Annotated in this window: 20 protein-coding genes, 2 pseudogenes and 1 other annotated feature; of the genes and pseudogenes, 3 read left to right on the top strand and 19 right to left on the bottom strand. The window is 55.6% G+C overall.

The genetic code is table 11. The features are described from left to right. Window positions 1-641: 641 nt before the first annotated feature. From speE to speD, 3 genes are all read right to left on the bottom strand, one after another. Window positions 642-1,499 carry a polyamine aminopropyltransferase gene (gene speE, locus DXB00_RS01520; protein WP_117751461.1) on the bottom strand — a complete coding sequence of 286 codons (858 nt, stop codon included), beginning with the start codon at window positions 1,497-1,499 and terminating at the stop codon, window positions 642-644. 16 nt (window positions 1,500-1,515) lie between these two features. Continuing rightward, entirely contained in the window at window positions 1,516-2,973 is a 1,458-nt protein-coding gene (locus tag DXB00_RS01515; protein WP_118728920.1) for an aminotransferase class I/II-fold pyridoxal phosphate-dependent enzyme, read from the bottom strand. Window positions 2,974-3,229: 256 nt separating this feature from the next. After that, window positions 3,230-3,994 (bottom strand): adenosylmethionine decarboxylase, encoded by a 765-nt coding sequence (gene speD, locus DXB00_RS01510; protein WP_118647886.1) that lies wholly within the window; start codon window positions 3,992-3,994, stop codon window positions 3,230-3,232. A 631-nt stretch (window positions 3,995-4,625) separates the two neighbouring features. Here speD and DXB00_RS01505 point away from each other — a divergent pair. Together DXB00_RS01505 and aroF are read left to right on the top strand one after the other, a co-directional pair. Further along, window positions 4,626-5,309, top strand: coding sequence for a peptidoglycan recognition protein family protein (locus DXB00_RS01505; protein ID WP_118728919.1), 684 nt, complete (start codon window positions 4,626-4,628; stop codon window positions 5,307-5,309). 389 nt (window positions 5,310-5,698) lie between these two features. Beyond that, window positions 5,699-6,715 (top strand): 3-deoxy-7-phosphoheptulonate synthase, encoded by a 1,017-nt coding sequence (gene aroF / locus DXB00_RS01500; RefSeq protein ID WP_118728918.1) that lies wholly within the window; start codon window positions 5,699-5,701, stop codon window positions 6,713-6,715. A gap of 276 nt (window positions 6,716-6,991) precedes the next feature. On the opposite strand, the gene pdaA is transcribed toward aroF, so the two are convergent. After that, a complete protein-coding gene (gene pdaA, locus DXB00_RS01495) occupies window positions 6,992-7,819 on the bottom strand; it encodes a delta-lactam-biosynthetic de-N-acetylase (protein ID WP_118728917.1) in 828 nt (275 codons plus the stop codon). A 145-nt stretch (window positions 7,820-7,964) separates the two neighbouring features. On the opposite strand from pdaA, the gene DXB00_RS01490 reads away from it, so the two are divergent. Next, entirely contained in the window at window positions 7,965-9,713 is a 1,749-nt protein-coding gene (locus DXB00_RS01490; protein WP_118728916.1) for a copper amine oxidase N-terminal domain-containing protein, read from the top strand. A 68-nt stretch (window positions 9,714-9,781) separates the two neighbouring features. Here the strand turns inward: DXB00_RS01490 and pheT are convergent, their stop codons facing one another. The 15 genes and pseudogenes from pheT to rplD form a co-directional block, all read right to left on the bottom strand. After that, the gene (gene pheT, locus DXB00_RS01485) at window positions 9,782-12,190 is read right to left on the bottom strand and encodes a phenylalanine--tRNA ligase subunit beta (protein ID WP_118728915.1); all 2,409 of its coding nucleotides are present in this window, start codon (window positions 12,188-12,190) and stop codon (window positions 9,782-9,784) included. A gap of 187 nt (window positions 12,191-12,377) precedes the next feature. Beyond that, window positions 12,378-13,396, bottom strand: a pseudogene (gene pheS / locus DXB00_RS01480) (phenylalanine--tRNA ligase subunit alpha). Window positions 13,397-13,498: 102 nt separating this feature from the next. Further along, window positions 13,499-13,733 (bottom strand) — a binding site (T-box leader). A 730-nt stretch (window positions 13,734-14,463) separates the two neighbouring features. After that, window positions 14,464-14,649, bottom strand: coding sequence for a type Z 30S ribosomal protein S14 (locus DXB00_RS01475; RefSeq protein WP_110435201.1), 186 nt, complete (start codon window positions 14,647-14,649; stop codon window positions 14,464-14,466). Between the two features lie 14 nt (window positions 14,650-14,663). Next, entirely contained in the window at window positions 14,664-15,209 is a 546-nt protein-coding gene (gene rplE / locus DXB00_RS01470; RefSeq protein ID WP_117555184.1) for a 50S ribosomal protein L5, read from the bottom strand. 19 nt (window positions 15,210-15,228) lie between these two features. After that, window positions 15,229-15,546, bottom strand: coding sequence for a 50S ribosomal protein L24 (rplX, locus tag DXB00_RS01465; RefSeq protein WP_110435203.1), 318 nt, complete (start codon window positions 15,544-15,546; stop codon window positions 15,229-15,231). A gap of 15 nt (window positions 15,547-15,561) precedes the next feature. Beyond that, window positions 15,562-15,930 carry a 50S ribosomal protein L14 gene (gene rplN, locus DXB00_RS01460; protein ID WP_116704662.1) on the bottom strand — a complete coding sequence of 123 codons (369 nt, stop codon included), beginning with the start codon at window positions 15,928-15,930 and terminating at the stop codon, window positions 15,562-15,564. A gap of 12 nt (window positions 15,931-15,942) precedes the next feature. Continuing rightward, on the bottom strand, window positions 15,943-16,200 hold the full coding sequence (rpsQ, locus tag DXB00_RS01455; protein WP_054326963.1) for a 30S ribosomal protein S17: 258 nt from the start codon (window positions 16,198-16,200) through the stop codon (window positions 15,943-15,945). Window positions 16,201-16,218: 18 nt separating this feature from the next. Then, window positions 16,219-16,419: a 50S ribosomal protein L29 gene (rpmC, locus tag DXB00_RS01450; RefSeq protein WP_110435205.1), complete on the bottom strand. Its 201-nt coding sequence runs from the start codon at window positions 16,417-16,419 to the stop codon at window positions 16,219-16,221. Further along, the gene (rplP, locus tag DXB00_RS01445) at window positions 16,419-16,844 is read right to left on the bottom strand and encodes a 50S ribosomal protein L16 (RefSeq protein ID WP_110435206.1); all 426 of its coding nucleotides are present in this window, start codon (window positions 16,842-16,844) and stop codon (window positions 16,419-16,421) included. The genes rpmC and rplP overlap by 1 nt, the downstream gene beginning before the upstream one ends. Continuing rightward, on the bottom strand, window positions 16,844-17,611 hold the full coding sequence (rpsC, locus tag DXB00_RS01440; RefSeq protein WP_116704663.1) for a 30S ribosomal protein S3: 768 nt from the start codon (window positions 17,609-17,611) through the stop codon (window positions 16,844-16,846). Before rpsC ends, rplP begins: the two co-directional genes overlap by 1 nt. Before the next feature lie 13 nt (window positions 17,612-17,624). Continuing rightward, a complete protein-coding gene (gene rplV / locus DXB00_RS01435) occupies window positions 17,625-17,960 on the bottom strand; it encodes a 50S ribosomal protein L22 (RefSeq protein ID WP_110435208.1) in 336 nt (111 codons plus the stop codon). A 17-nt stretch (window positions 17,961-17,977) separates the two neighbouring features. Then, window positions 17,978-18,259: a 30S ribosomal protein S19 gene (gene rpsS, locus DXB00_RS01430; protein ID WP_110435209.1), complete on the bottom strand. Its 282-nt coding sequence runs from the start codon at window positions 18,257-18,259 to the stop codon at window positions 17,978-17,980. Window positions 18,260-18,277: 18 nt separating this feature from the next. Continuing rightward, entirely contained in the window at window positions 18,278-19,111 is an 834-nt protein-coding gene (rplB, locus tag DXB00_RS01425; protein WP_116704664.1) for a 50S ribosomal protein L2, read from the bottom strand. A gap of 260 nt (window positions 19,112-19,371) precedes the next feature. Beyond that, window positions 19,372-19,664 (bottom strand): annotated as a pseudogene (rplW, locus tag DXB00_RS01420) (50S ribosomal protein L23). Next, the gene (gene rplD / locus DXB00_RS01415) at window positions 19,664-20,287 is read right to left on the bottom strand and encodes a 50S ribosomal protein L4 (protein WP_110435212.1); all 624 of its coding nucleotides are present in this window, start codon (window positions 20,285-20,287) and stop codon (window positions 19,664-19,666) included. Before rplD ends, rplW begins: the two are co-directional and overlap by 1 nt. Window position 20,288: the final 1 nt, after the last annotated feature.

The following is a 20,288-nucleotide window of genomic DNA, read 5'->3' as shown; positions in this document are numbered from 1 at the left end:
TCAGCGGGGAGTGCGCCTACCCGGCGGGGGCACAAGAGGGTAGACACCTGCTGTTTCCACCCTCTTGTGAATCACCCCTTTCCCTTGGGGATATTCCGGCGCAGATTTCCTATATGTGACCGCTCCGAAACAGGGAACGGCAGAGGATTTTTTCTTCCGTGTCTTTCGCAACCTGTTCGCAGTGTCAGATACCGTACTGCTACACAGGTCGGCTACTTCCAGCAGGCGCGGCATACCCGTGCCGCGCAACTCGTAAGTCTGGAGTTTGCGGACAGCACCTACGGATTAGGTGTTCGGTGCAATTTAGCCTCGCAGGTGCCGTGCGTTACAACGTGCCAAGGATTTGCGCGGCACTGTTATGCCGCGCCTGCGTTGAGTAACCCGCATGTGTAGCAGTACGCTGTCTGTGAACTGCGAAAAGGTGGAGAAAGACACGCAAGAGTAACCCGACTGCCGTTCCCCTTTTCCTGCTTACGCAGTCTACCGTCTGCACCCAAGCTATCCCAACAAGGGAAACGGGTGTTCAAAGAGGGTAGAAACCGTAGGTGTCTACCCTTTTTGCCCCCGCCGCGGGTGCGGCGCGTTCCCCGCTTGCCAAGCGGATACCCAATCAAAACCGTAGTAATTTTCTCACGATTCCGTTATTCTTCCACCTTTTCCAGCAGCTTCTGCACATAATTCGGCAGATAGAACGCGCCCTTGTGCAGATTGGTATTGTAATATTTGGTTTCCAGTCCCAGACTGTTCCACCAGTCCGGATTCAGATCGCGCACCGGATGCACGCCGCGCGACGAGAAGCCGAACAGCCAGTGTCCGGACGGATAGGTCGGGATATGCGCCTGAAACAGACGCGACAGCTCGAACGAATGGACGATATTGCGGTGCGCTCTCTGGCACGCCAGTGCATCGCCCTTGTAGAACGGGCTTTCATGCTGATTGACGAGCACGCCGTGCTCCTTGAGCGCCTTGTAGCAGTTGCCGTAAAATTCCATCGTGAACAGACCTTCGCCCGGGCCGAACGGGTCGGTCGAGTCGATGATGATAAGGTCGTACTCGTCCTCGATGCGGCGGATATACTTCAGGCCGTCCTGATAGAGAATGTGCACGCGCGGGTCGTCGAGCGAGCATGCCACACCGGGCAGGTACTCCTTGCAGACCGCGACAACGCGCTCATCGATCTCCACCAGGTCGATATGCTCGATGTGCTGATAGCGGCACAGCTCGCGGACGCAGCCGCCGTCACCGCCGCCGATGACAAGCACCTTTTTGATCTTCTCGCCGAGCACGGCCATCGGCACATGCACCATCATTTCATGATAGATGAACTCATCCCGCTCGGTCAGCATCATGTAGCCGTCAAGCGTGAGAAACCGACCGAACTCCTCGCATTCAAACACGTCGATGCGCTGAAAATCGCTCTGTTCGGTGTAAAGCTGACGGTCTACCTGTATCTGCAGCCCAACCGTCGGCGTATGCATTTCAGTAAAGGTAAGTTGCATGAGTGAAACGCTCCTTTTATTCCGGGCTGACAACGCCGCGGATGACCTGCAGGTTGTTCACCTCGGGGTCCTCGGTGCCGAGCAGCATGCAGTTCTTTTCCTTGGCGTAGCGAATATAATCAAGAATATCGCGGGTGATACGCTCACCGGGCGCGAGGATCGGGATGCCGGGCGGATAGCACATGACAAACTCCGCGCAGATGCGTCCGACCGACTCCTCGAGCGGCATGGCCTTCTTGTCCGCGTAGAACGCCTCCTGCGGGCCGGCAACCACCTGCGGCGAGATGTACTCCTGCCGCATGAGCGTCGCCTTGTCGCGCTTGTAGCGGCGGCGAATGTCCGCGAGAGCGGCTACCAGACGTTCGAGGTCGCGTTCACGGTCGCCCACCGAAACATAGGCGAGCAGATTGCCGAGATCGCCGAACTCGGTCTGAATATCGTAAAAGTCGCGCAGAATGTCGTACACCTCGATGCCCGCCAGACCAACATCCAGCGTGTTTACCGCCAGCTTGGTCGTGTCGAAGTCGTATACCGTGTCGCCGTTGATCAGCTCGCTGCCGTAGGCGTAGTAATCACCGAGGGCGTTGATCTCCTCGCGGGCGTAGGTCGTCAGGTCAACGACCTTTCGGAAAATCTCCTTGCCGTGCAGTGCAAGGTTCTTGCGCGAAATATCCAGACTGACCATCAGCAGGTACGAACCCGAGGTCGTCTGAGTCAGGTTTATAATCTGGCGAACGTGCTCCGCGTTCATGGACGGACCGCACAGCAGAAAGCTGGACTGCGTGAGCGAGCCGCCCGACTTGTGCATGGAAACGGATGCCAAATCCGCGCCTGCCGCCATCGCGGAGACCGGCATATTTTCACCGAAGTAGAAATGCGTGCCGTGCGCCTCATCAGCGAGCACCTTCATGCCCGCCGCGTGCGCGAGCCTTACGATTTCCCGAATGTTCGAGCAGATGCCGTAATAGGTCGGGTTGTTGACGAGCACCGCCTTCGCGGACGGGTGCTTCTCAATGGCGGCCTTCACATCCGTGACCGACATACCGAGCGAAATGCCAAGCCGGTCGTTCATCTGCGGGTTGACGTAAACCGGAATCGCGCCGGTCAGCACGAGCGCGTTGATGACGCTGCGGTGCACGTTGCGCGGCAGGATGATCTCGTCGCCGCGTTTGACCACGGAGAGGATCATCGCCTGTACGCTGCTCGTCGTGCCGCCCACCATCAGGAAGGCGTGCGCCGCACCGAACGCATCCGCGGCAAGCTCCTCGGCCTCGCGGATAACGCTGGTCGGGTGGCACAGATTGTCGAGCGGCTTCATCGAGTTGACGTCCACCGTCATGCACTGCTGACCGAGGAATTTCGTTAATTCCGGCGAGCCGCGTCCGCGCTTGTGTCCGGGCACATCGAACGGCACAATACGCATGTCTTTGAAGTTTTCGAGCGCCTCCATGATTGGCGCGCGGGATTGATCCATTATATAACCCTCTTTGTAATGAAAACTTTTTTACAGTCAGGAGTTTGGTAACTCTTTTACGTTGCGTGGGCGAACAATGTTCGCCCCTACGATTTACCATCGGTACAAACGTCACCGTAGGGGCGCACAGTGTGCGCCCATTTTATCCTGAGCAGACAGCTTACGCGGGAAGCCACTGGCCTCCCCTTTATTGTGAGACAAATCCGAACATCGTTCGGTTTGTCTTTCTCGATTGAAAATGTATTTTCAATCGAAATCAGTAGATGTTCTTCCCCGAAAATATCTCAATCATCTCTCGTCTGAGGTCGGAGTGAATCTTGAGTCTTGTTTTCGGCGGCAGCTCATAGATATCGGTATTGAACAGGTAGTTCTGGAGATCGATCTCCTTGAGCAGCATACGGGTGTGGAACAGATTGGACTGGTACACGTTAATGTCGTAGGCGTCGTACCGCTCGAGCGTTTTCGGGTCGATAAAGTCCTGAATGGACGTCATATGGTGATCCATGAACAGCTTTTTACCCTCGATATCGCGGGTAAAGCCGCGCACGCGGTAGTCCATGGTGATGATATCCGAATCGAACGAGCCGATGAGGTAATCGAGCGTAGACAGCGGCGTGATCTCGCCGCAGGTGGCAACATCAATATCCACGCGGAAGGTGGCAAGGCAGGTATCCGGATGGTACTCCGGATAGGTATGCACGGTAACATGGCTCTTGTCGAGGTGCGCGACAATGGTATCCGGCTCGAGCGCGGGCTTCATGTGCTCCTCCGCAATGAGAAAGGTGACGGAGGCGCCCTGCGGGTCGTAATCCTGCTTGGAAATGTGCAGCACATGCGCACCGATCATCTCGGTCACCCGCTCGAGAATGCCGGTCAGTCGTTCGGAGTTGTACTGCTGGTCGATATATTTGATGTAGTCACGCTGTTCGCGCTCGGTCTTTGCATAGCAGACATCATAAATGTTGAAGGACAGCGCCTTGGTCAGGTTGTTGAACCCGTAAAGTTTAAGCTTGTTCTGCATTTCATATCCTCACAATACCAAAAAATCCCCAGGCGAAAGGGGTACACACGGTACGCTTTCACTTGGGGATGATCATTCTCTTTTTGCAGATGCTTCTGCACATTCCGTAGGTTTTATGGAAGAGGAAAGAGTCTATATAGCAAGAATCGTTACTTTTAGGCAATACCGCATAGTGAAGCAGGAGCGATTTGCGAGTAAATTTTGTGCCGCAAAGCGCCGCAGTCTTCATTGTAGGTGTTGCCTTTGTACTCTTATTGATCGTTTCACAAGTGTGATGCGCCCGCGGCACACGGCTTTTAGTCAGCCAACTTATAAAATTCAATAAGGCAACAAAGTTGCCAGTTTCGGCATTTGACCCGGCTGTCCGTATGGCCTTGGCACCGTTTTCGCGCAGAAACCGGGCGGTCAAAGAAATTCTGCTGAAAGGCTTCGCCTCTCCGAGTAACTTTTATTATAAGGGAATCCGAGTGCAAATGCAAGTTCATCTTGCAAATTTTACGAATTTGATACCGAATCCGCATATACGGTGTCGCCATCACAAAAAGTTTACAGTCTTTGTTTTGAAAAATCGCGTAAAACGTAGTACAATGGAACAGTAAGACGATATCATTCTGAAAAGATAAGGTGAATCATGGCACGCAAAAAGAGAAGCAAGGGACTTCGGGTCAGCCTGATGCTGACAGTCGGACTGATGATCGTGTCGTTTGCGGCGGGCATGCTGACACAGAAGATCGTGTTCCGCGAGCCGCAGACCGACGCCGGTCTGACCTACATTGAGGATATTCCGGTGATGACCGACTTTCTTCCCGAGGGCACACGCGCCCGTCCGGGACAGAAGCGCGAGATCAAGTATCTTGTCATCCACGAGACCGACAACACCGGCTCCGGCGCAAATGCGGCCGCGCACAACTCATTCATCCACCAGAACGCCAACGCCGGGGAGGGCATTGTTTCGTGGCACTACACGGTGGACGATCACGAGATCTACCACCATCTGCCGGATGATGAGACTGCCTATCACGCAGGCGACGGCATGGAGAAGAACGGCGGCAACATGAACGGCATCGGCATTGAAATGTGCGTCAACTCGGACGGCAACTACGAACAGACGCTCATCAACACCGAAAAGCTGTGCGCGCGGCTGCTGATCGAGTACGACCTGAACCCGTCCAAGGCACTGAAAAAGCATCAGGACTTTTCGGGCAAAATCTGCCCGTCCACCCTCATCAACAGCGGCCGCTGGGATGAATTCTGCAGCGCAGTAACCGCCAAATACAAGGAGCTGAAGGCCGATGAGGCGGCAAACGCATCGTAAGCATCCGGTTAGCAGAATGCAACCATGTGCAAAAAGCGTGGGAAATCAAAGGGCGATTTGTCGTAAATCGCTCTTTCTTTTTGCCCTCTGATATGGTATACTTCAAATCGTACGCTGTAAAAAAGCTGAAAAAATAAAGGCAATACCACATAATTGAACAAGAGTGATTTGCGAGTAAATTTTGCGTACTGACGAGGCACAGTTTTGCGGTAATACTTGATGTATTACCGTGAAATTGCAACAAAGTCAGGACACAAAATTTCCGCAAAGCACCGCGGCAGCGCGACCGGAGCCTGCGCGAGGAGCCGCCGCCTTAATTGTGCGGTATTGCCTTAAGCGTATATCGAATTCTACTTAAAATTTATCACATTGTGAAGGAGTGAACTGAAATGATCGTTGTACTCAAACAAAACAGCGACAAAGGACATGTCGAAAAACTGATGCAGCATTTCACGGATATGGGGCTGCGGATCAACTATTCTGAGGGCGCAGACACCACCATCCTGGGCCTGATGGGCGACACGACCCGGCTCGATGAAAGGGACATTATGGCGTATGACGTGGTCGAGCGTGTACAGCGCGTGACCGAGCCGTTTAAGGCCGTCAACCGCAAATTCCATCCCGAGGACACGATCATCGAGGTTGCGGGCCGCAAGATCGGCACCGGCTACTTCAATGTTATGGCAGGTCCGTGCTCGGTCGAGAACGAAGCACAGATCGTCGAGTGTGCCGAGCGCGTCAAGGCTGCCGGTGCATCCTTCCTGCGCGGCGGCGCATTCAAGCCGCGTACCTCCCCGTACTCGTTCCAGGGTCTGGAGGCCGAGGGTCTCAAGCTGCTGCTCGAGGCAAAGCGTCAGACCGGTCTGCCGATCGTCACCGAGATCATGAGCGAAAAGCACCTCGATCTGTTCGCGGATGTGGATATCATCCAGCTTGGCGCCCGCAATATGCAGAACTTCATGCTGCTGAAGGAGCTGGGCCGCTGCAACAAGCCGATCCTCCTCAAGCGCGGTCTGTCCGCCACCATGGAGGAGTTCCTCATGGCTGCCGAGTACATTTTCGCAGGCGGCAATACCAATGTTATCCTGTGCGAGCGCGGCATCCGTACCTTTGAGAAGCTGATCCGCAATAATCTGGATATCTCCGCTGTTCCGCTGGTTAAAATGTTCAGCCACCTGCCCATCATCATCGACCCGTCCCACGCAGCAGGCCGCCGTGATATGGTGCAGCCGCTGTCCCGCGCAGCCATCGCTGCCGGTGCTGACGGCCTGATCATCGAGGCGCATAACGATCCCGCACACGCCCTCTGCGACGGTGCGCAGTCGCTCGACCTCAACCAGTTCGATACCGTCATGAAGGACATCAAGCGCCGCGCCGAGTTTGAAGGCCGCACCATGATGCCGTAAAAGCAAACAATGCACAAAACCCTCTCTGAAAATCCAGAGAGGGTTTTATTTTACCATATCGTTTTCCCGTAGGGTGCGCCGACCTCGATCTGCAGCTGCGTAACCGTAGGGGCGAACAGTGTTCGCCCGAGAACCGTGTGATTTGGTATTGCGTGGGAGCACACTGTGCTCCCCTACGGGATAACGCATACCAATCGTTACATGCGGTGCGCCGAGTCGTACCCCATGGCACCTTCTCTTGCCCTTCGGGCAATTCACCTTGTCACACCCTACGGTTTAGCCGGATGTAAGGTCTGTCAACGAGCCAAAGGCATAACCCGCACTCTCCCACTTGGTCAGCAATTCATCGAGAATCCTCGCATTGGTCTCACTGGTGGAATGCAGCAGCACGATGGCCCCGTTATGTATCCGCGGAAGCAGCTTGGAGAATGCCTGCTCATCGGTCGGCTGATTATCCGTATACCAGTCCACATACGCGAGCGACCAGAAAACCGTGGTATACCCCAGCTCCTGCGCCTGCCGGAGATTCTCCTCACTGAACTTGCCCTGCGGCGGACGATAAAATTTCTGCATCGGCTGACCGGTCAGCGCGGTGTATTTCTCCTCAAGACCGTTCAGCTCCGCCGTAAACGCGCTCTTATCCGCAATGCCGGACATATCCGGATGGTGCAGCGTATGGTTGCCCACAATATGCCCTTCTGCGGCCATGCGCTTTACGAGATCCGGTGCGGTATCAATAAAGTTTCCCACCACGAAAAAGCAGGCAGGCGCGTTATGCTTTTTGAGCGCATCCAGAATAGCAGGCGTGCAGCCGTTCTCGTAGCCCGCGTCGAATGTCAGGTAGATGGTCTTTTTGCTCGTATCACCGACGTAAAACGCGTTGTACTGCCGCAGTTCCTCGGCGGAGACATTGCCGACCGGCGGCTGTCCCTCGGTCTGGAACGATAATCCCCAGTCACTGACAGACGCGGGAACCGCCTGTTCGGCGGCTGTTGGCTCAGTATTTTCGCGCGGAAACAGAATGAAAACCGCAGTCAGAACCGCAAAAGCGCTAAGTCCCACACCGATTCGGCGCAGACCCGTGCGTGTGATCGTGATAAACATAGCAGTGCCCTCCCTTGCTCTACCCTATGCGGCTGCATGGGCAATATGCCGATTTTTCTCTGCCAATTTGCGTCAGGTTACAGGTAGACAACCCCTACCGATTTCCTGTACAATGGTAGTAACACCAACATGAGGGGGTTACGACATGAAAAAGATGAAACGATTTGCCTCTGCGGCACTGGCGGCACTGCTGCTGGCAGGCTCTGCGCCGAGCGCGCTTGCGCTGGACACCACCCCGCCGATGTACAAGCAGTTCGGGTGTGACAGCGCTGAGGAGTACATGGATGAGGGACCGGGCTACGGCATTTTCGATTATGATACGCTCAGCGACCATTATCGACAGCACTGGGAAGCCATCCTCAAGGATCCCAATATCGCAGTCGATTACTGGGGTTATGGCAGTCTGGAGGATATGTCCCTTGGGTGGAATGATGACTTAGAGGAATGCTATCGTGCAACGGCGTACAACATGACAATCGCCGAGGAATACAAACTCCGCTGTCAGCCTTCCGTGCAGCTCAACGGCGCGTATGTCCACTTTGCGGACGCACAGCCGGAAAAGGTAAACGGGCGCGTGATGGTTCCCTTCCGCGCCATTGCCGAAGTGCTCGGCGCCGAGGTCACATATGACGCCGGAAAAATCACCGCGAAAAAGGACGGCGAAACGCTGTCGTTCGCGCTCGACGGCAAGCAGCTTACCGTCACGGACAGCGCGGGCAAAACCGTCAAAATCGTGCAGCTTGATACCGCGCCGTACAAAAAAGGCGGACGCACCTATGTTCCGGTGCGCTTTTTCGCGGAAGCGTTCGGACTGACCGTGCAGTGGGATCAGGATATGCAGACCGCCGTGCTGTATGACCGCGCGGCGCTTGTAAACGACATTGACAGCAAGTTTACCGTACTCAACAAGTGGATCAAGGCACAGCCGTCCACCGAAAACGCCAAGACACTGCGCACGGTGGCGACGATCGGCGCGGCGTATACCGCCTTCGACACCATCGACGGCAACAAGGATTACAAGGTCGATGTCAAAGCCGAAATTCTGGCGAACGGACAAGCCATTGAGGCGACCGTGACGGTCGATCTGCGCGTGCTGGCGTCTTATTTCCTCGGCGATTCGCAGGCGGATGACGTACTCACCGCCGCACAGGCAGCGCTCCTGCGCAGTGCGCTGAGCAATGTCAAGCTCGAGCTCCTATGCAGCGCAGACAGCGGCGACCTGTATTTGAAGTGCCCTGCCGTGGCGAAGATTCTGGCGATGGACGAAACGGGCGACGCCAATCTCAAGGCGCTGTCGAACGGCGCGTGGCTGCACATCAACTGGGCGGACAGCACATTCGGCGCTCTGTTCAGCGAAAATCTGAAGATTTTGAAGAACAATACCTTTACCTCGGTGGGCGAAAGCATCGTTGCCTCGAACGAATCCAACGTGACCGCATATGAGCTTGGCTGGGAGGATTTTTATCGCAACATAAAGAATAACGTAAACCGCCTGAACGACCTGCTGGGCGATGAACAATTCACCGCAAGCGGCTCGCGCTGCACGGCAAAGCTCGACAAACAGAATGACGACTACGGGCAAACCATGACCGGCAGCTACACGCTGAACACGGCGGACGGCTCGTTCTCGGGCACGCTTGAAAGCCGCTCCGATAGCTGGAACACCACCAAAACCGTTCTGACGTTCTCCGGCAGTGTGCAGAACTGCAAATTGAACGTGACCTACCACACCAAGAACACCGGCATTCTGTCGCTCGATATCACACTGACCACGACCGAATCCAGTGTCGAGCCGAAGAACACGCCGCCTGCAGGCGACAAAATCGTCGAATGGACGCAGCATGATTATTCCAATGACTGGGATTCTGTCAATCCGGACGGTTCTCTCGGATAACGCATTATAAAACCATAAAGAAAGAGCAGATACTTTCGTATCTGCTCTTTTTGTACTTTTTCGGAAACTTAACCGCGCAGCTGAGCGCCGAACTCGGTCTCAAGTGCCGAGATAGCGGCACGCATTGCCTTGTCGCACTCCTCGTCGGTGAGGGTACGGTCGGGTGCGCGCAGGGACAGCGAATATGCCACGGACTTCTTGCCCTCCGGGATGCCCTTGCCCTTGTAAACGTCAAACAGCTTGACGGATTCGAGCAGCTTGCCCGCCGCCTTCTCAACAGCGGCCTGCATGGAAGCCGCCGGAACGGCATCGTCAACCAGAACCGCGATATCGCGGGTGGATGCCGGGAACTTGGGCAGCGGATGATACAGCTTCTCCGGGTCGATGGCGGCCAGCAGCGCGTCCATCTGCAGCTCGGCAGCGAGCACCTCGCCGGACAGACCGTAGCGTGCGGCAACGGTCGGATGAATGGTGCCGAATACGCCGATCTCTTTGCCGTCAATGAGCACCTTGGCACAGCGGCCCGGGTGGTAGGACAGGTTGGCCTTCTCGGGAGCAAAGGACGCGCCCTTAATGTTCAGCTCACGCAGCAGCGCCTCGATTACGCCCTTGAACTGGAAGAAGGACAGGCGGCCGTAGCTGCCGAGGGTCAGGATCTTCTCCTCGTGCGGCAGTACGTCCGGGTCAGCCTTGCCGTCCTTGACGGTCGGGGTGTAGATGGTGCCCAGCTCGTACAGCGAAGCGGTCGGGTTGCGGTGTGCGTGGTTGTGCGCCAGATTATCCAGCATGGACGGCAGCACGGTGGTACGCATTACGCTGAAATCCTCACCAAGCGGATTGAGGATGGTGGTGGAGATACGGCGCGGGTCGTTCTCGTCCCAGCCGATCATGTCGTAGAACTTCGGAGAGATGAACGAGTGGCTCATGGACTCGTCAAAGCCCGCCTCGCGGCAAACCAGCGCGGCAGCGCGCTCCGCCTGCTGAGCCGGCGTGAACTCACCCTGTACCATCTCACCGGCATACAGCGTGGTCGGAATCTTGTCGTAGCCGTACATGCGGGCAACCTCCTCGGCTACGTCGCACATACGGTTGATGTCGGTGCGGAAGAACGGCACAACGACCTCGTTGTTCTCGATCTTGAAGCCCAGTTTCTCGAGCAGCTTTACCTGCTCCTCCGTGGACAGCTCCAGACCGAGCAGCGCGTTCATCTTGTCCGGCTCAAACGGCAGACGCTTGTGGTTCGGGTCGGAGTTGTCAACGTCGATAATGCCGTCAACGACCTCGCCTGCGCCGAGCATCTCGATCAGTTCGCACGCACGGTTGACCGCATCGAGGGTCATGCGCGGGTCAAGGCCCTTTTCAAAGCGGCCGGAAGCCTCGGTACGCATACCGAGCGCCTTTGCGGTGATACGAACGGTAGCGCCGTGGAAGTTTGCGGACTCGAAAACGACGGTCTTGGTGTCGTCCATAATCTCGGAGTTTGCGCCGCCCATAACGCCTGCAACAGCAACCGGCTTGTCGTTGTCGCAGATGGCGAGCATCTTATCGCTCAGGTCGTGATCCACGCCGTCCAGAGTCTGGATGGACTCACCGTTGCGGGCACGGCGGACAACAATGCGGCCATCGGACAGGCACTTGTAGTCGAACGCATGCATCGGCTGGCCGTACTCGAGCATAACATAGTTGGTGATATCAACGATATTGTTGATCGGACGAACGCCGCAGGCGTGCAGACGCTCGCGCATCCACGCCGGAGACGGCTCGATCTTGATATTCTTGACAATGCGGGCGGTGTAGCGCGGGCACAGGTCGGTATCCTTGACCTCAACCGACATATACTCGTTGATATCGCCGCCAACGCCCTTTACCTCCGGGGTCTTGACACTGAACGGACGGTCGAAGGTAGCCGCAGTCTCGCGGGCCAGACCGATCACGCTCAGGCAGTCCGGGCGGTTGGACGTAATCTCGAAATCGGAAACCCAGTCGTCCAGACCGAGCACCTTCTTGATGTCCTCGCCAACCGGGGTGCCGGCCGGCAGGAACAGGATGCCGTTCTCGCACGCATACGGTACGCAGCCGTGGGACAGACCCAGCTCCTGGAACGAGCACATCATGCCGTTGGACGGCACGCCGCGCAGCTTGCCCTTGGTGATCTTCACGCCGCCCGGCAGGGTGGACTTGTGCAGGCAGACCGGGCAGATCTCGCCAACGGACGCAGGCGTTACATTGGGTGCGCCGGTGACGATCTGCACCGGCTCCTCCTTGCCGACATCGAGCTGGCAGATCTTCAGATGGTCGGAATCCGGGTGATCGACAACCTCGAGGATCTTGCCGGTCACAACGTTGTCGATCTCCGCGCCGAGATAGTAAACCTCCTCGACCTTGGAGCCGGACATAGTCAGCTTGGCATCATACTCCTTCGGGGTGATGCCGTTCATATCGGTATAATCCGAAAGCCAGGATAATGGCAGTTTCATTGATAGGAACACTCCTTTTGGTGTTATTGTTGTCCGTAGGGCGCGACGACTCAGCGCGCCGTATTTGCCGCCTGCATATACTTACGAGCGGCGCGCCGGGGTCGTCGCGCCCTACGATAATACGTATCGCTTGTAACATGCGGGAGAGTGCGGCGGGATGAGGTCATCCCGCCCTACGGGTGCAGGTTTAGAACTGGTGCAGGAATCGAACGTCGTTCTCATAGAACAGACGGATATCGTCGATCTTGAAGCGGCCCATAACCATACGCTCCAGACCGATGCCGAAGGCGTAGCCGGAGTATTCATTCGGGTCGATACCACTCATCTCAAGCACCTTGGGGTGAACCATGCCGCAGCCGAGGATCTCGATCCAGCCCTCGCCCTTGCAGAGCGGGCAGCCTTCACCGTGGCAGCGGTAGCACTGGATATCCATCTCCGCAGACGGCTCGGTGAACGGGAAGTGATGCGGACGGAAACGAACAACCGTGTCCTCGCCGTACAGCTTCTTTGCGAACAGCTCGAGAATGCCCTTCAGGTCGCTCATGCGGATGCCCTTATCGACAACCAGACCCTCGATCTGATGGAACAGCGGAGAGTGGGTTGCATCAACGGCGTCCGAACGGTAAACACGGCCCGGCGCGATAATGCGGATCGGCGGCTTGCGCTTTTCCATCGTGCGGACCTGCATCGGAGAGGTCTGCGTGCGGAGCACAACATTATCCGAAATATAGAAGGTATCCTGCGTGTCGCGTGCCGGATGATCCTTCGGAATGTTTAGCGCCTCAAAGTTGTAGTGATCCAGCTCAACCTCCGGACCCTCAGCGATCGAGAAGCCCAGACCGAGGAAAATCTCCTTGAACTCGTCGAGCACGATGTTCAGCGGATGCTTCTTGCCGATGACAACGTCCTCACCCGGCAGGTAACGTCGATAGTCTCCGCCTCCAGCTTCTTCTCGAGCGCAGCCTGCTCGATCAGCTTCTTCTGCTTGTCAATGATGGTTTCGATCTCCGCACGAACGTCGTTGATCAGCTGACCAACAACCGGACGCTCCTCTGCGGCAACGTCCTTCATGCCCTTGAGCAGCGCGGTCAGCTCACCCTTTTTGCCGAGGAACTTAACACGGGCCTCGTCCAGCGCGCGCGAATCCTTCGCGGCAGCGAGCTGCTCCTTCGCGGTCTGCAAAATGCCTTGCAGCTTTTCTTTCATACCAATTCTCCTTCTTTGGCTTGTATATAAGGGATGGTCTCTTATACCAATTAGTAGTTAGTAATTCCTAATGAAACAAAAAACGCCTTTCATCCCTCTAAAATTAGGGACGAAAGGCGTAAAACTTCCGTGGTACCACCCTGATTCCCGAAAAAAATCGGGCACTCATTGAACGCCGGTAACGGAGCGTTACTTCGCCGGCGCCTACTGCATCTATTCAGCACCGGTGCTCACAGGGGAACTTCGCGCCATACCTCGATAAACGGCTTGCAGCCATGGGACCGTTCTCTCTGAGAAAGAGGAACACAGCGTTACTTTTCCTGCTCATCGCATTGAAATATTTATAACAGAATAATTAAAACACATTTTGCGGGAAAATGCAAGAGGCAACTACGAGATTTTCGTTTTAATAGTCAATATATTACGATTTTTTCATACTGAAACGACCGCCTCACCGTATATAAATAACAGCAGATCGTTAAAAACGGCGGGGTGAGGGCACCCCGCCCTACGATAACATTTACCCTCATGTATTACCCGCAGGAACTATCCGTAATAACGCACAAACGAATTGCGCGACACGGGCATGTCGCGCCTGCGCTGATAAAACCATCTGTGTAGCAGTACGCTATCTGTGAATTGCGAACATTTCACGAAAGACACACAACGGTCACCCGACTGCCGTTCCCTTTTTCGGAGCGGTCGCCGGTCTCTGGTCTGCGCCAGGCTAACAAATAAGGGAAAGGCAGGAGTTCAAAGAGGAAGGGAAACCGCAGGTGTCCCTTCCTTTTTGCCCTGCCGCGGGGCGCGGCACGTTCCCGCCGTCCGCAGACGGCGAATCCCCCGCTGAGGTGCAGCGAAAAACTCCCCGCCCGGAAAGGGCGAACACGCCTGCGGCAGTTCGCGTACCCCGCTCAGCCGGTGCTGAAAAAGGCTGCCGCCCGTTAGGGGCGAACCCGCTTACGCAGTTCGCGTGCCCCGATCAGTCGGTGCAGAAATGGTCTCTGCCCACCGTTAAAGCATAAAAAAAGGAACCCTTACGGGTTCCTTTTTGAAATCGCTCTTCCTTACCAGGATGCCTTGCGGACACCCGGGATCTGGCCCTTGTAAGCCAGCTCGCGGAAGCAGATACGGCAGATACCGAAATCACGCAGGTAAGCGTGCGGACGGCCGCAGATCTTGCAGCGGTTGTAAGCTCGGCTGGAGAACTTCGGCTTAGCCTGCTGCTTGAGAACCATCGACTTCTTAGCCATTTAACTTCTCCTCCTTACTTCTCAAACGGAGCGCCCATCAGAGTAAGCAGCTCCTTTGCTTCTTCATCGGTATTTGCAGTGGTGCAGATAACGATGTTCATGCCGCGGATCTTGTCGATCTGATCATAGGAAATTTCCGGGAAGATCAGCTGCTCGTTCAGACCCAGAGCGTAGTTGCCACGGCCGTCAAATGCGTTGCCGTTGATGCCGCGGAAGTCGCGTACACGCGGCAGAGCTACGTTGAACAGACGATCCAGGAACTCCCACATACGGTCACGGCGCAGGGTTACCTTAACGCCTACCGGCATGCCGTCACGCAGCTTGAAGTTTGCGATGGACTTCTTAGCGTGGGTGATGATCGGCTTCTGGCCGGAGATCAGGGTGATATCACGGACAATAGCCTCGATAACCTTGGAGTTACCGTTTGCTTCCTTACCGCAGCCGACGTTGATTACGATCTTGTCGAGCTTCGGGATCTGCATTGCGCTCTCGTACTGAAACTTCTTCATCAGAGCAGGCGCAACTTCCGCAGTATACTTTGCTTTCATATTCGGAACCATTTATTGCAACCTCCTCTTCTTAAAGCGTTTCGCCGCAGTGCTTGCACACCGTCAGCTTAGTGCCGTTCTCGGTGAACTTGTGCGCTACACGAGTCGGCTTGTCGCACTTCGGGCATACGCGCATTACCTTGCAGGCACGCAGCGCACCCTCGCGCTCGATGATGCCGCCGGTTTCACCCTGACGGCGGGGCTTGGTGTGGCACTTGATCATGTTCACACCTTCGATTACTACCATACCCTTCTTCGGGTTTACGGACAGGATCTTGCCGCGCTTGCCCTTTTCCTTGCCGGAAAGAACGACTGCGGTGTCGCCCGTCTTAACGTGCAAATTGTTCATTTGTTGGCGACCTCCTTACAGTACTTCCGGAGCAAGCGACAGGATCTTCATGTAATCCTTGTCACGCAGCTCACGAGCGACAGGCCCAAAGATACGGGTGCCGCGGGGGTTTTTGTCATCACGAATGATAACGCCAGCGTTCTCGTCAAAGCGGATATAGCTGCCGTCAGCGCGGCGCAGGCCCTTAACGGTGCGGACGATAACTGCCTTAACGACATCGCCCTTCTTTACGCCGCCGCCCGGGGTGCACTTGCGCACCGAGCAAACAACTACGTCACCGATGTTGCCGTACTTGCGTGCGGAGCCGCCGAGAACACGGATTACCTTCAGTTCCTTTGCGCCGCTGTTGTCAGCTGCACGCAGAAAGCTTTCCTGCTGAACCATGTGCTCTCCTCCTTACTTTGCCTTCTCGATGATCTCGACCAGGCGCCAGCGCTTGTCCTTGGACAGCGGACGGGTCTCCATCACCTTAACCTTATCACCGATGCCACACTCGTTGTTCTCGTCGTGTGCCTTCAGCTTATAGGTGTGCGGAATAACCTTCTTGTACAGAGGATGTGCTACACGATCCTCAATTGCTACGACAATGGTCTTATCCATCTTATCGGAAACGACCTTGCCTACTCGCGTTTTGCGTAATGCTCTTTCGCTCATAATATTCGTTTCCCTCCCTTATGCCTTCTCCGCGATCTGCTTCTCGCGGATAACGGTATTGATACGAGCAATGTCGTGCTTGACTTCATTGATCTTGTTGGTGTTGTCGAGCTGATTGGTAGCGAGCTGCAGACGGAGGTTGAAGAGGTCCTTCTTCAGCTCACCGAGCTTTGCAGACAGCTCCTCAGCCGTCAGTTCTCTGATCTCAGATGCCTTCATCATGCTTCACCGCCATTCTTCTCACGGGCAACGAACTTGGTCTTGCAGGGCAGCTTGTGGCTTGCCAGACGCAGTGCCTCACGAGCAACTTCCTCGGAAACGCCTGCGATCTCAAACAGTACACGGCCCGGCTTAACTACTGCAACCCAGTACTCGGGTGCGCCCTTACCGGAACCCATTCGAGCACCAGCCGGATGCTTGGTAACCGGCTTGTCGGGGAAAATCTTGATCCATACCTGACCGCCACGCTTGGTGTAACGGGTCATAGCGATACGGGCTGCCTCGATCTGATTCGAGGTGATCCAGCACGGCTCGGTAGCCTGGATACCGAACTCACCGTTCGATACGAAGTTACCGCGGGTAGCCTTGCCGGTCATACGGCCGCGATGAACGCGACGATACTTAACTCTCTTAGGGAGCAGCATTAACGGTTGCCTCCTTCCTGACGGGGAGCACGACGCTCGCCACGGTTGAAGTCACGACGGCCGCGACGGTCACCGCGACGATCGCGGCGCTCGAATGCCGGCTTCGGAGCTTCAATGGAGCGACCCAGACGCGGACCGCCGTGGAGAACCTCACCCTTGTAGATCCATACCTTAACACCGATGCGGCCGTAGGTGGTCGCAGCTTCAGCAAAACCATAGTCGATGTCCGCACGCAGGGTCTGCAGCGGAATGGTGCCCTCGTGGTAATGCTCGGTGCGTGCGATTTCCGCGCCGCCCAGACGGCCGCCGCAGGAAACCTTGATGCCCTTGGCGCCCATGCGCATTGCACGGCCCATGGACTGCTTCATTGCACGGCGGAAACCGATGCGCTTCTCGAGCTGAGCTGCAATGTTCTCAGCAACCAGGGTAGCGTTGGTGTCCGGGTTCTTGATCTCGATGATAGAGCAGCGAACCTTCTTGCCGTACTTCTTGGTCAGCTCTTCTTCGAGCTTCTTGATGTCCTCGCCGCCGCGGCCGACAACCATGCCGGGACGTGCGCACTGGATCATGATCTTGATTTCGTCGTTCTTGCGCTCGATCTCGATCGCCGGAACGCCTGCGTCGTACAGACGCTTCTTCAGATCCTTACGGATCTCGTAGTCTTCCACGAGGAGGTCGCCGAACACATTGTCCTTAGCGAACCAACGGGAATCCCAATTCTTGATAACGCCGACACGGAGACCGTTCGGATTTACTTTCTGGCCCATTGATTACCCTCCCTTATTCTTTCTCGCCAAGAACCAGCGTTACGTGCGAGGTTCTCTTGAGGATTCTGAATGCACGGCCCTGTGCACGCGGCATAACGCGCTTCATGATCGGACCGGGACCGACGTGAACTTCCTTAACGTAAAGCTTGTCGGTGTTCATGCCGTGATTGTTCTCGGCATTGGCAACTGCGCTCTTGAGGAGCTTCTCCATCGGCTCGCATGCTGCCTTGGGGGTATTCATGATGATGGCCATAGCTTCGCCCGCATCCTTGCCGCGGATCAGATCGCAGATCAGCTTGATCTTTCGCGGGGTCATGCGTACGTTGCGTACAATAGCTCTTGCTTCCATGTTACTTTAACTCCTCCTTACTTGCCGTTATTGGAGGTCTTGCTGCCCGCGTGACCCTTGTAGGTACGGGTGGGAGCAAACTCGCCCAGCTTGTGACCAACCATGTCCTCGGTAACGTATACCGGAACGTGCTTGCGGCCGTCGTGTACTGCGATAGTATGACCGACGAACTCAGGGAAGATCGTGGAAGCGCGGGACCAGGTCTTGAGGACCTTCTTCTCGCCCTTTTCGTTCATTTCAACGACTCTTTTGATAAGCTCAGGAGCCACAAAAGGGCCTTTCTTAACACTTCTGCCCATATTAAGATAACTCCTTTCTTACTTGCCGTTGCGACGACGAGCGATCTGCTTGTCGGTGCGGTGGTTCTTCTTGCGGGTCTTGTAACCCATAGCCGGCTTGCCCCACGGGGTAACCGGAGACGGACGACCGATCGGGCTCTTGCCTTCGCCGCCGCCGTGCGGGTGATCACACGGGTTCATTACAGAACCACGAACGGTCGGGCGGATACCCAGATGACGGGTACGGCCAGCCTTACCCAGCTGTACGTTAGAATGATCAGAGTTACCAACAACGCCGATGGTAGCCTTGCAGTCCAGACGGACGTAACGCAGCTCACCGGAGGGCAGACGAACCATTGCCTTGCCGCCTTCCTTAGCCATCAGCTGAGCGCCGACGCCTGCGGAACGAACCAGCTGTGCGCCCTTGCCCGGGTACAGCTCGATGTTGTGGATCATGGTACCAACCGGAATGTTCTCAACCGGCAGGCAGTTGCCGGGCTTGATGTCGGCATCCTTGGAAGAAACGACCTTGTCGCCGATCTTCAGGCCCTCGGGAGCGAGGATATATGCCTTCTCGCCGTCCTCGTACTGAACGAGAGCGATGTTAGCGGAACGGTTCGGATCATACTCCAGGGTCTTAACCTCGGCGTAAACGTCGAGCTTCTGACGCTTGAAGTCAATGATACGGTACTTCTTCTTGTTGCCGCCGCCGATGTGGCGAACGGTGATGCGGCCGTAGCTGTTGCGGCCAGCGGTCTTCTTGACCTTTTCGAGAAGGCTCTTCTCGGGCTTCACCTTAGACAGACCCTTGTAGGAAAGCACAGTCATATTTCTGCGCGAGGGCGTCGTCGGGTTGAAAGTCTTGATAGCCATTTGGAATTTCAACTCCTTGATACGTTATTATCGGGGTGGCTTCCCCATACAAATGCTTCATTCAAACTACAGTTTTGAATGAGTTGTTAATCACCCCGCAGGGGTGTTCGTAAAAGTGCGGCTGCGCCGTACTTTTACACCACTGCCCGCGCCTTAGAGGCGCGTTCTCGAATGTATTCATTCGAGAGGGGGTTATCCGAAAAAGTTTCTGAAGGGAACTTTTTCGGTATCTAAGGGGGAAGGATTCCCCCTTAGAATATTTACATCATGTTCTCGAAGATCTCGATCTTCTTGGAGTCAGCGGTCAGGGTTACGATCGCCTTCTTGATGTCGGAACGCTTGCCAACGTGAACGCCCATGCGCTTCCACTTGCCCGGCAGCTTGATGGTGTTAACCTTGGCAACCTTAACGCCGAAGATCTCCTCTACAGCCTTCTTGATCTCTACCTTGCCGGCATCGATCGCTACTTCGAGGTGTACTTGTTGTCCTGTGCGCCCATCATAGAACGCTCAGTGATGATCGGCTTCTTGATAATGTCGTATGCGTACTTCATTATGCGTATACCTCCTGCAGCTTCTCAACTGCTGCCTTGTCGATGATGAACTTGTCAGCATTGAGGATGTCGTATACATTGAGGGTAGACGCGATCGTGGTGCGTACGCCCGGGATGTTTGCCGCAGACTTAACTACGTTAGTGCGAACTTCCGGAGTAACTACCAGGCTCTTGCCGGTTGCCTCAACTGCGTTCAGGAAACCAACGAAGGACTTGGTCTTGATCTCGCCCATATCCAGGCCATCGATTACGATGATCTCGCCTGCTGCTGCCTTTGCAGACAGAGCGGACAGCATAGCCAGACGCTTGGTCTTCTTGGTCAGGCTGTAGTTGTAGGAACGGGGCTTCGGGCCGAGGGCAATACCACCATGGGTCCACTGCGGAGAGCGGATAGAACCCTGACGAGCACGGCCGGTGCCCTTCTGACGCCACGGCTTGATGCCGCCGCCACGAACCTCGGCGCGGGTCAGCGTGGACTGAGTGCCCTGACGCTGGTTAGCCAGATAATTCTTTACTGCAGCGTGTACAACGGTCATGTTCGGCTCGATACCGAAAACAGCCGCGTTCAGCTCCATCTCGCCGGTCTTCTTACCGGTCATATCAAAAACTGCTACTGTAGGCATG

The sequence above is a fragment of the Butyricicoccus sp. OF10-2 genome (genome assembly GCF_003481925.1).
Classification (GTDB): Bacteria; Bacillota; Clostridia; order Oscillospirales; family Butyricicoccaceae; genus Agathobaculum; species Agathobaculum butyriciproducens.
Note: the sequence above shows the minus strand (reverse complement) of the source record. Positions and strands in the feature narration are given on the sequence as shown.

What these genes read in the sequence shown, in the direction of transcription:
- pheT (WP_118728915.1), bottom strand. Translation starts at nt 12,190, where the DNA reads ATGAAACTGCCATTATCCTGGCTTTCGGATTATACCGATATGAACGGC.
- speE (WP_117751461.1), bottom strand. Translation starts at nt 1,499, where the DNA reads ATGCAACTTACCTTTACTGAAATGCATACGCCGACGGTTGGGCTGCAG.
- DXB00_RS01475 (WP_110435201.1), bottom strand. Translation starts at nt 14,649, where the DNA reads ATGGCTAAGAAGTCGATGGTTCTCAAGCAGCAGGCTAAGCCGAAGTTC.
- rpsQ (WP_054326963.1), bottom strand. Translation starts at nt 16,200, where the DNA reads ATGAGCGAAAGAGCATTACGCAAAACGCGAGTAGGCAAGGTCGTTTCC.
- speD (WP_118647886.1), bottom strand. Translation starts at nt 3,994, where the DNA reads ATGCAGAACAAGCTTAAACTTTACGGGTTCAACAACCTGACCAAGGCG.
- DXB00_RS01505 (WP_118728919.1), top strand. Translation starts at nt 4,626, where the DNA reads ATGGCACGCAAAAAGAGAAGCAAGGGACTTCGGGTCAGCCTGATGCTG.
- rplD (WP_110435212.1), bottom strand. Translation starts at nt 20,287, where the DNA reads ATGCCTACAGTAGCAGTTTTTGATATGACCGGTAAGAAGACCGGCGAG.
- rplE (WP_117555184.1), bottom strand. Translation starts at nt 15,209, where the DNA reads ATGGTTCCGAATATGAAAGCAAAGTATACTGCGGAAGTTGCGCCTGCT.
- rplP (WP_110435206.1), bottom strand. Translation starts at nt 16,844, where the DNA reads ATGCTGCTCCCTAAGAGAGTTAAGTATCGTCGCGTTCATCGCGGCCGT.
- rpmC (WP_110435205.1), bottom strand. Translation starts at nt 16,419, where the DNA reads ATGAAGGCATCTGAGATCAGAGAACTGACGGCTGAGGAGCTGTCTGCA.
- DXB00_RS01490 (WP_118728916.1), top strand. Translation starts at nt 7,965, where the DNA reads ATGAAAAAGATGAAACGATTTGCCTCTGCGGCACTGGCGGCACTGCTG.
- rpsS (WP_110435209.1), bottom strand. Translation starts at nt 18,259, where the DNA reads ATGGGCAGAAGTGTTAAGAAAGGCCCTTTTGTGGCTCCTGAGCTTATC.
- rplN (WP_116704662.1), bottom strand. Translation starts at nt 15,930, where the DNA reads ATGGTTCAGCAGGAAAGCTTTCTGCGTGCAGCTGACAACAGCGGCGCA.
- rplB (WP_116704664.1), bottom strand. Translation starts at nt 19,111, where the DNA reads ATGGCTATCAAGACTTTCAACCCGACGACGCCCTCGCGCAGAAATATG.
- rplX (WP_110435203.1), bottom strand. Translation starts at nt 15,546, where the DNA reads ATGAACAATTTGCACGTTAAGACGGGCGACACCGCAGTCGTTCTTTCC.
- rplV (WP_110435208.1), bottom strand. Translation starts at nt 17,960, where the DNA reads ATGGAAGCAAGAGCTATTGTACGCAACGTACGCATGACCCCGCGAAAG.
- aroF (WP_118728918.1), top strand. Translation starts at nt 5,699, where the DNA reads ATGATCGTTGTACTCAAACAAAACAGCGACAAAGGACATGTCGAAAAA.
- pdaA (WP_118728917.1), bottom strand. Translation starts at nt 7,819, where the DNA reads ATGTTTATCACGATCACACGCACGGGTCTGCGCCGAATCGGTGTGGGA.
- DXB00_RS01515 (WP_118728920.1), bottom strand. Translation starts at nt 2,973, where the DNA reads ATGGATCAATCCCGCGCGCCAATCATGGAGGCGCTCGAAAACTTCAAA.
- rpsC (WP_116704663.1), bottom strand. Translation starts at nt 17,611, where the DNA reads ATGGGCCAGAAAGTAAATCCGAACGGTCTCCGTGTCGGCGTTATCAAG.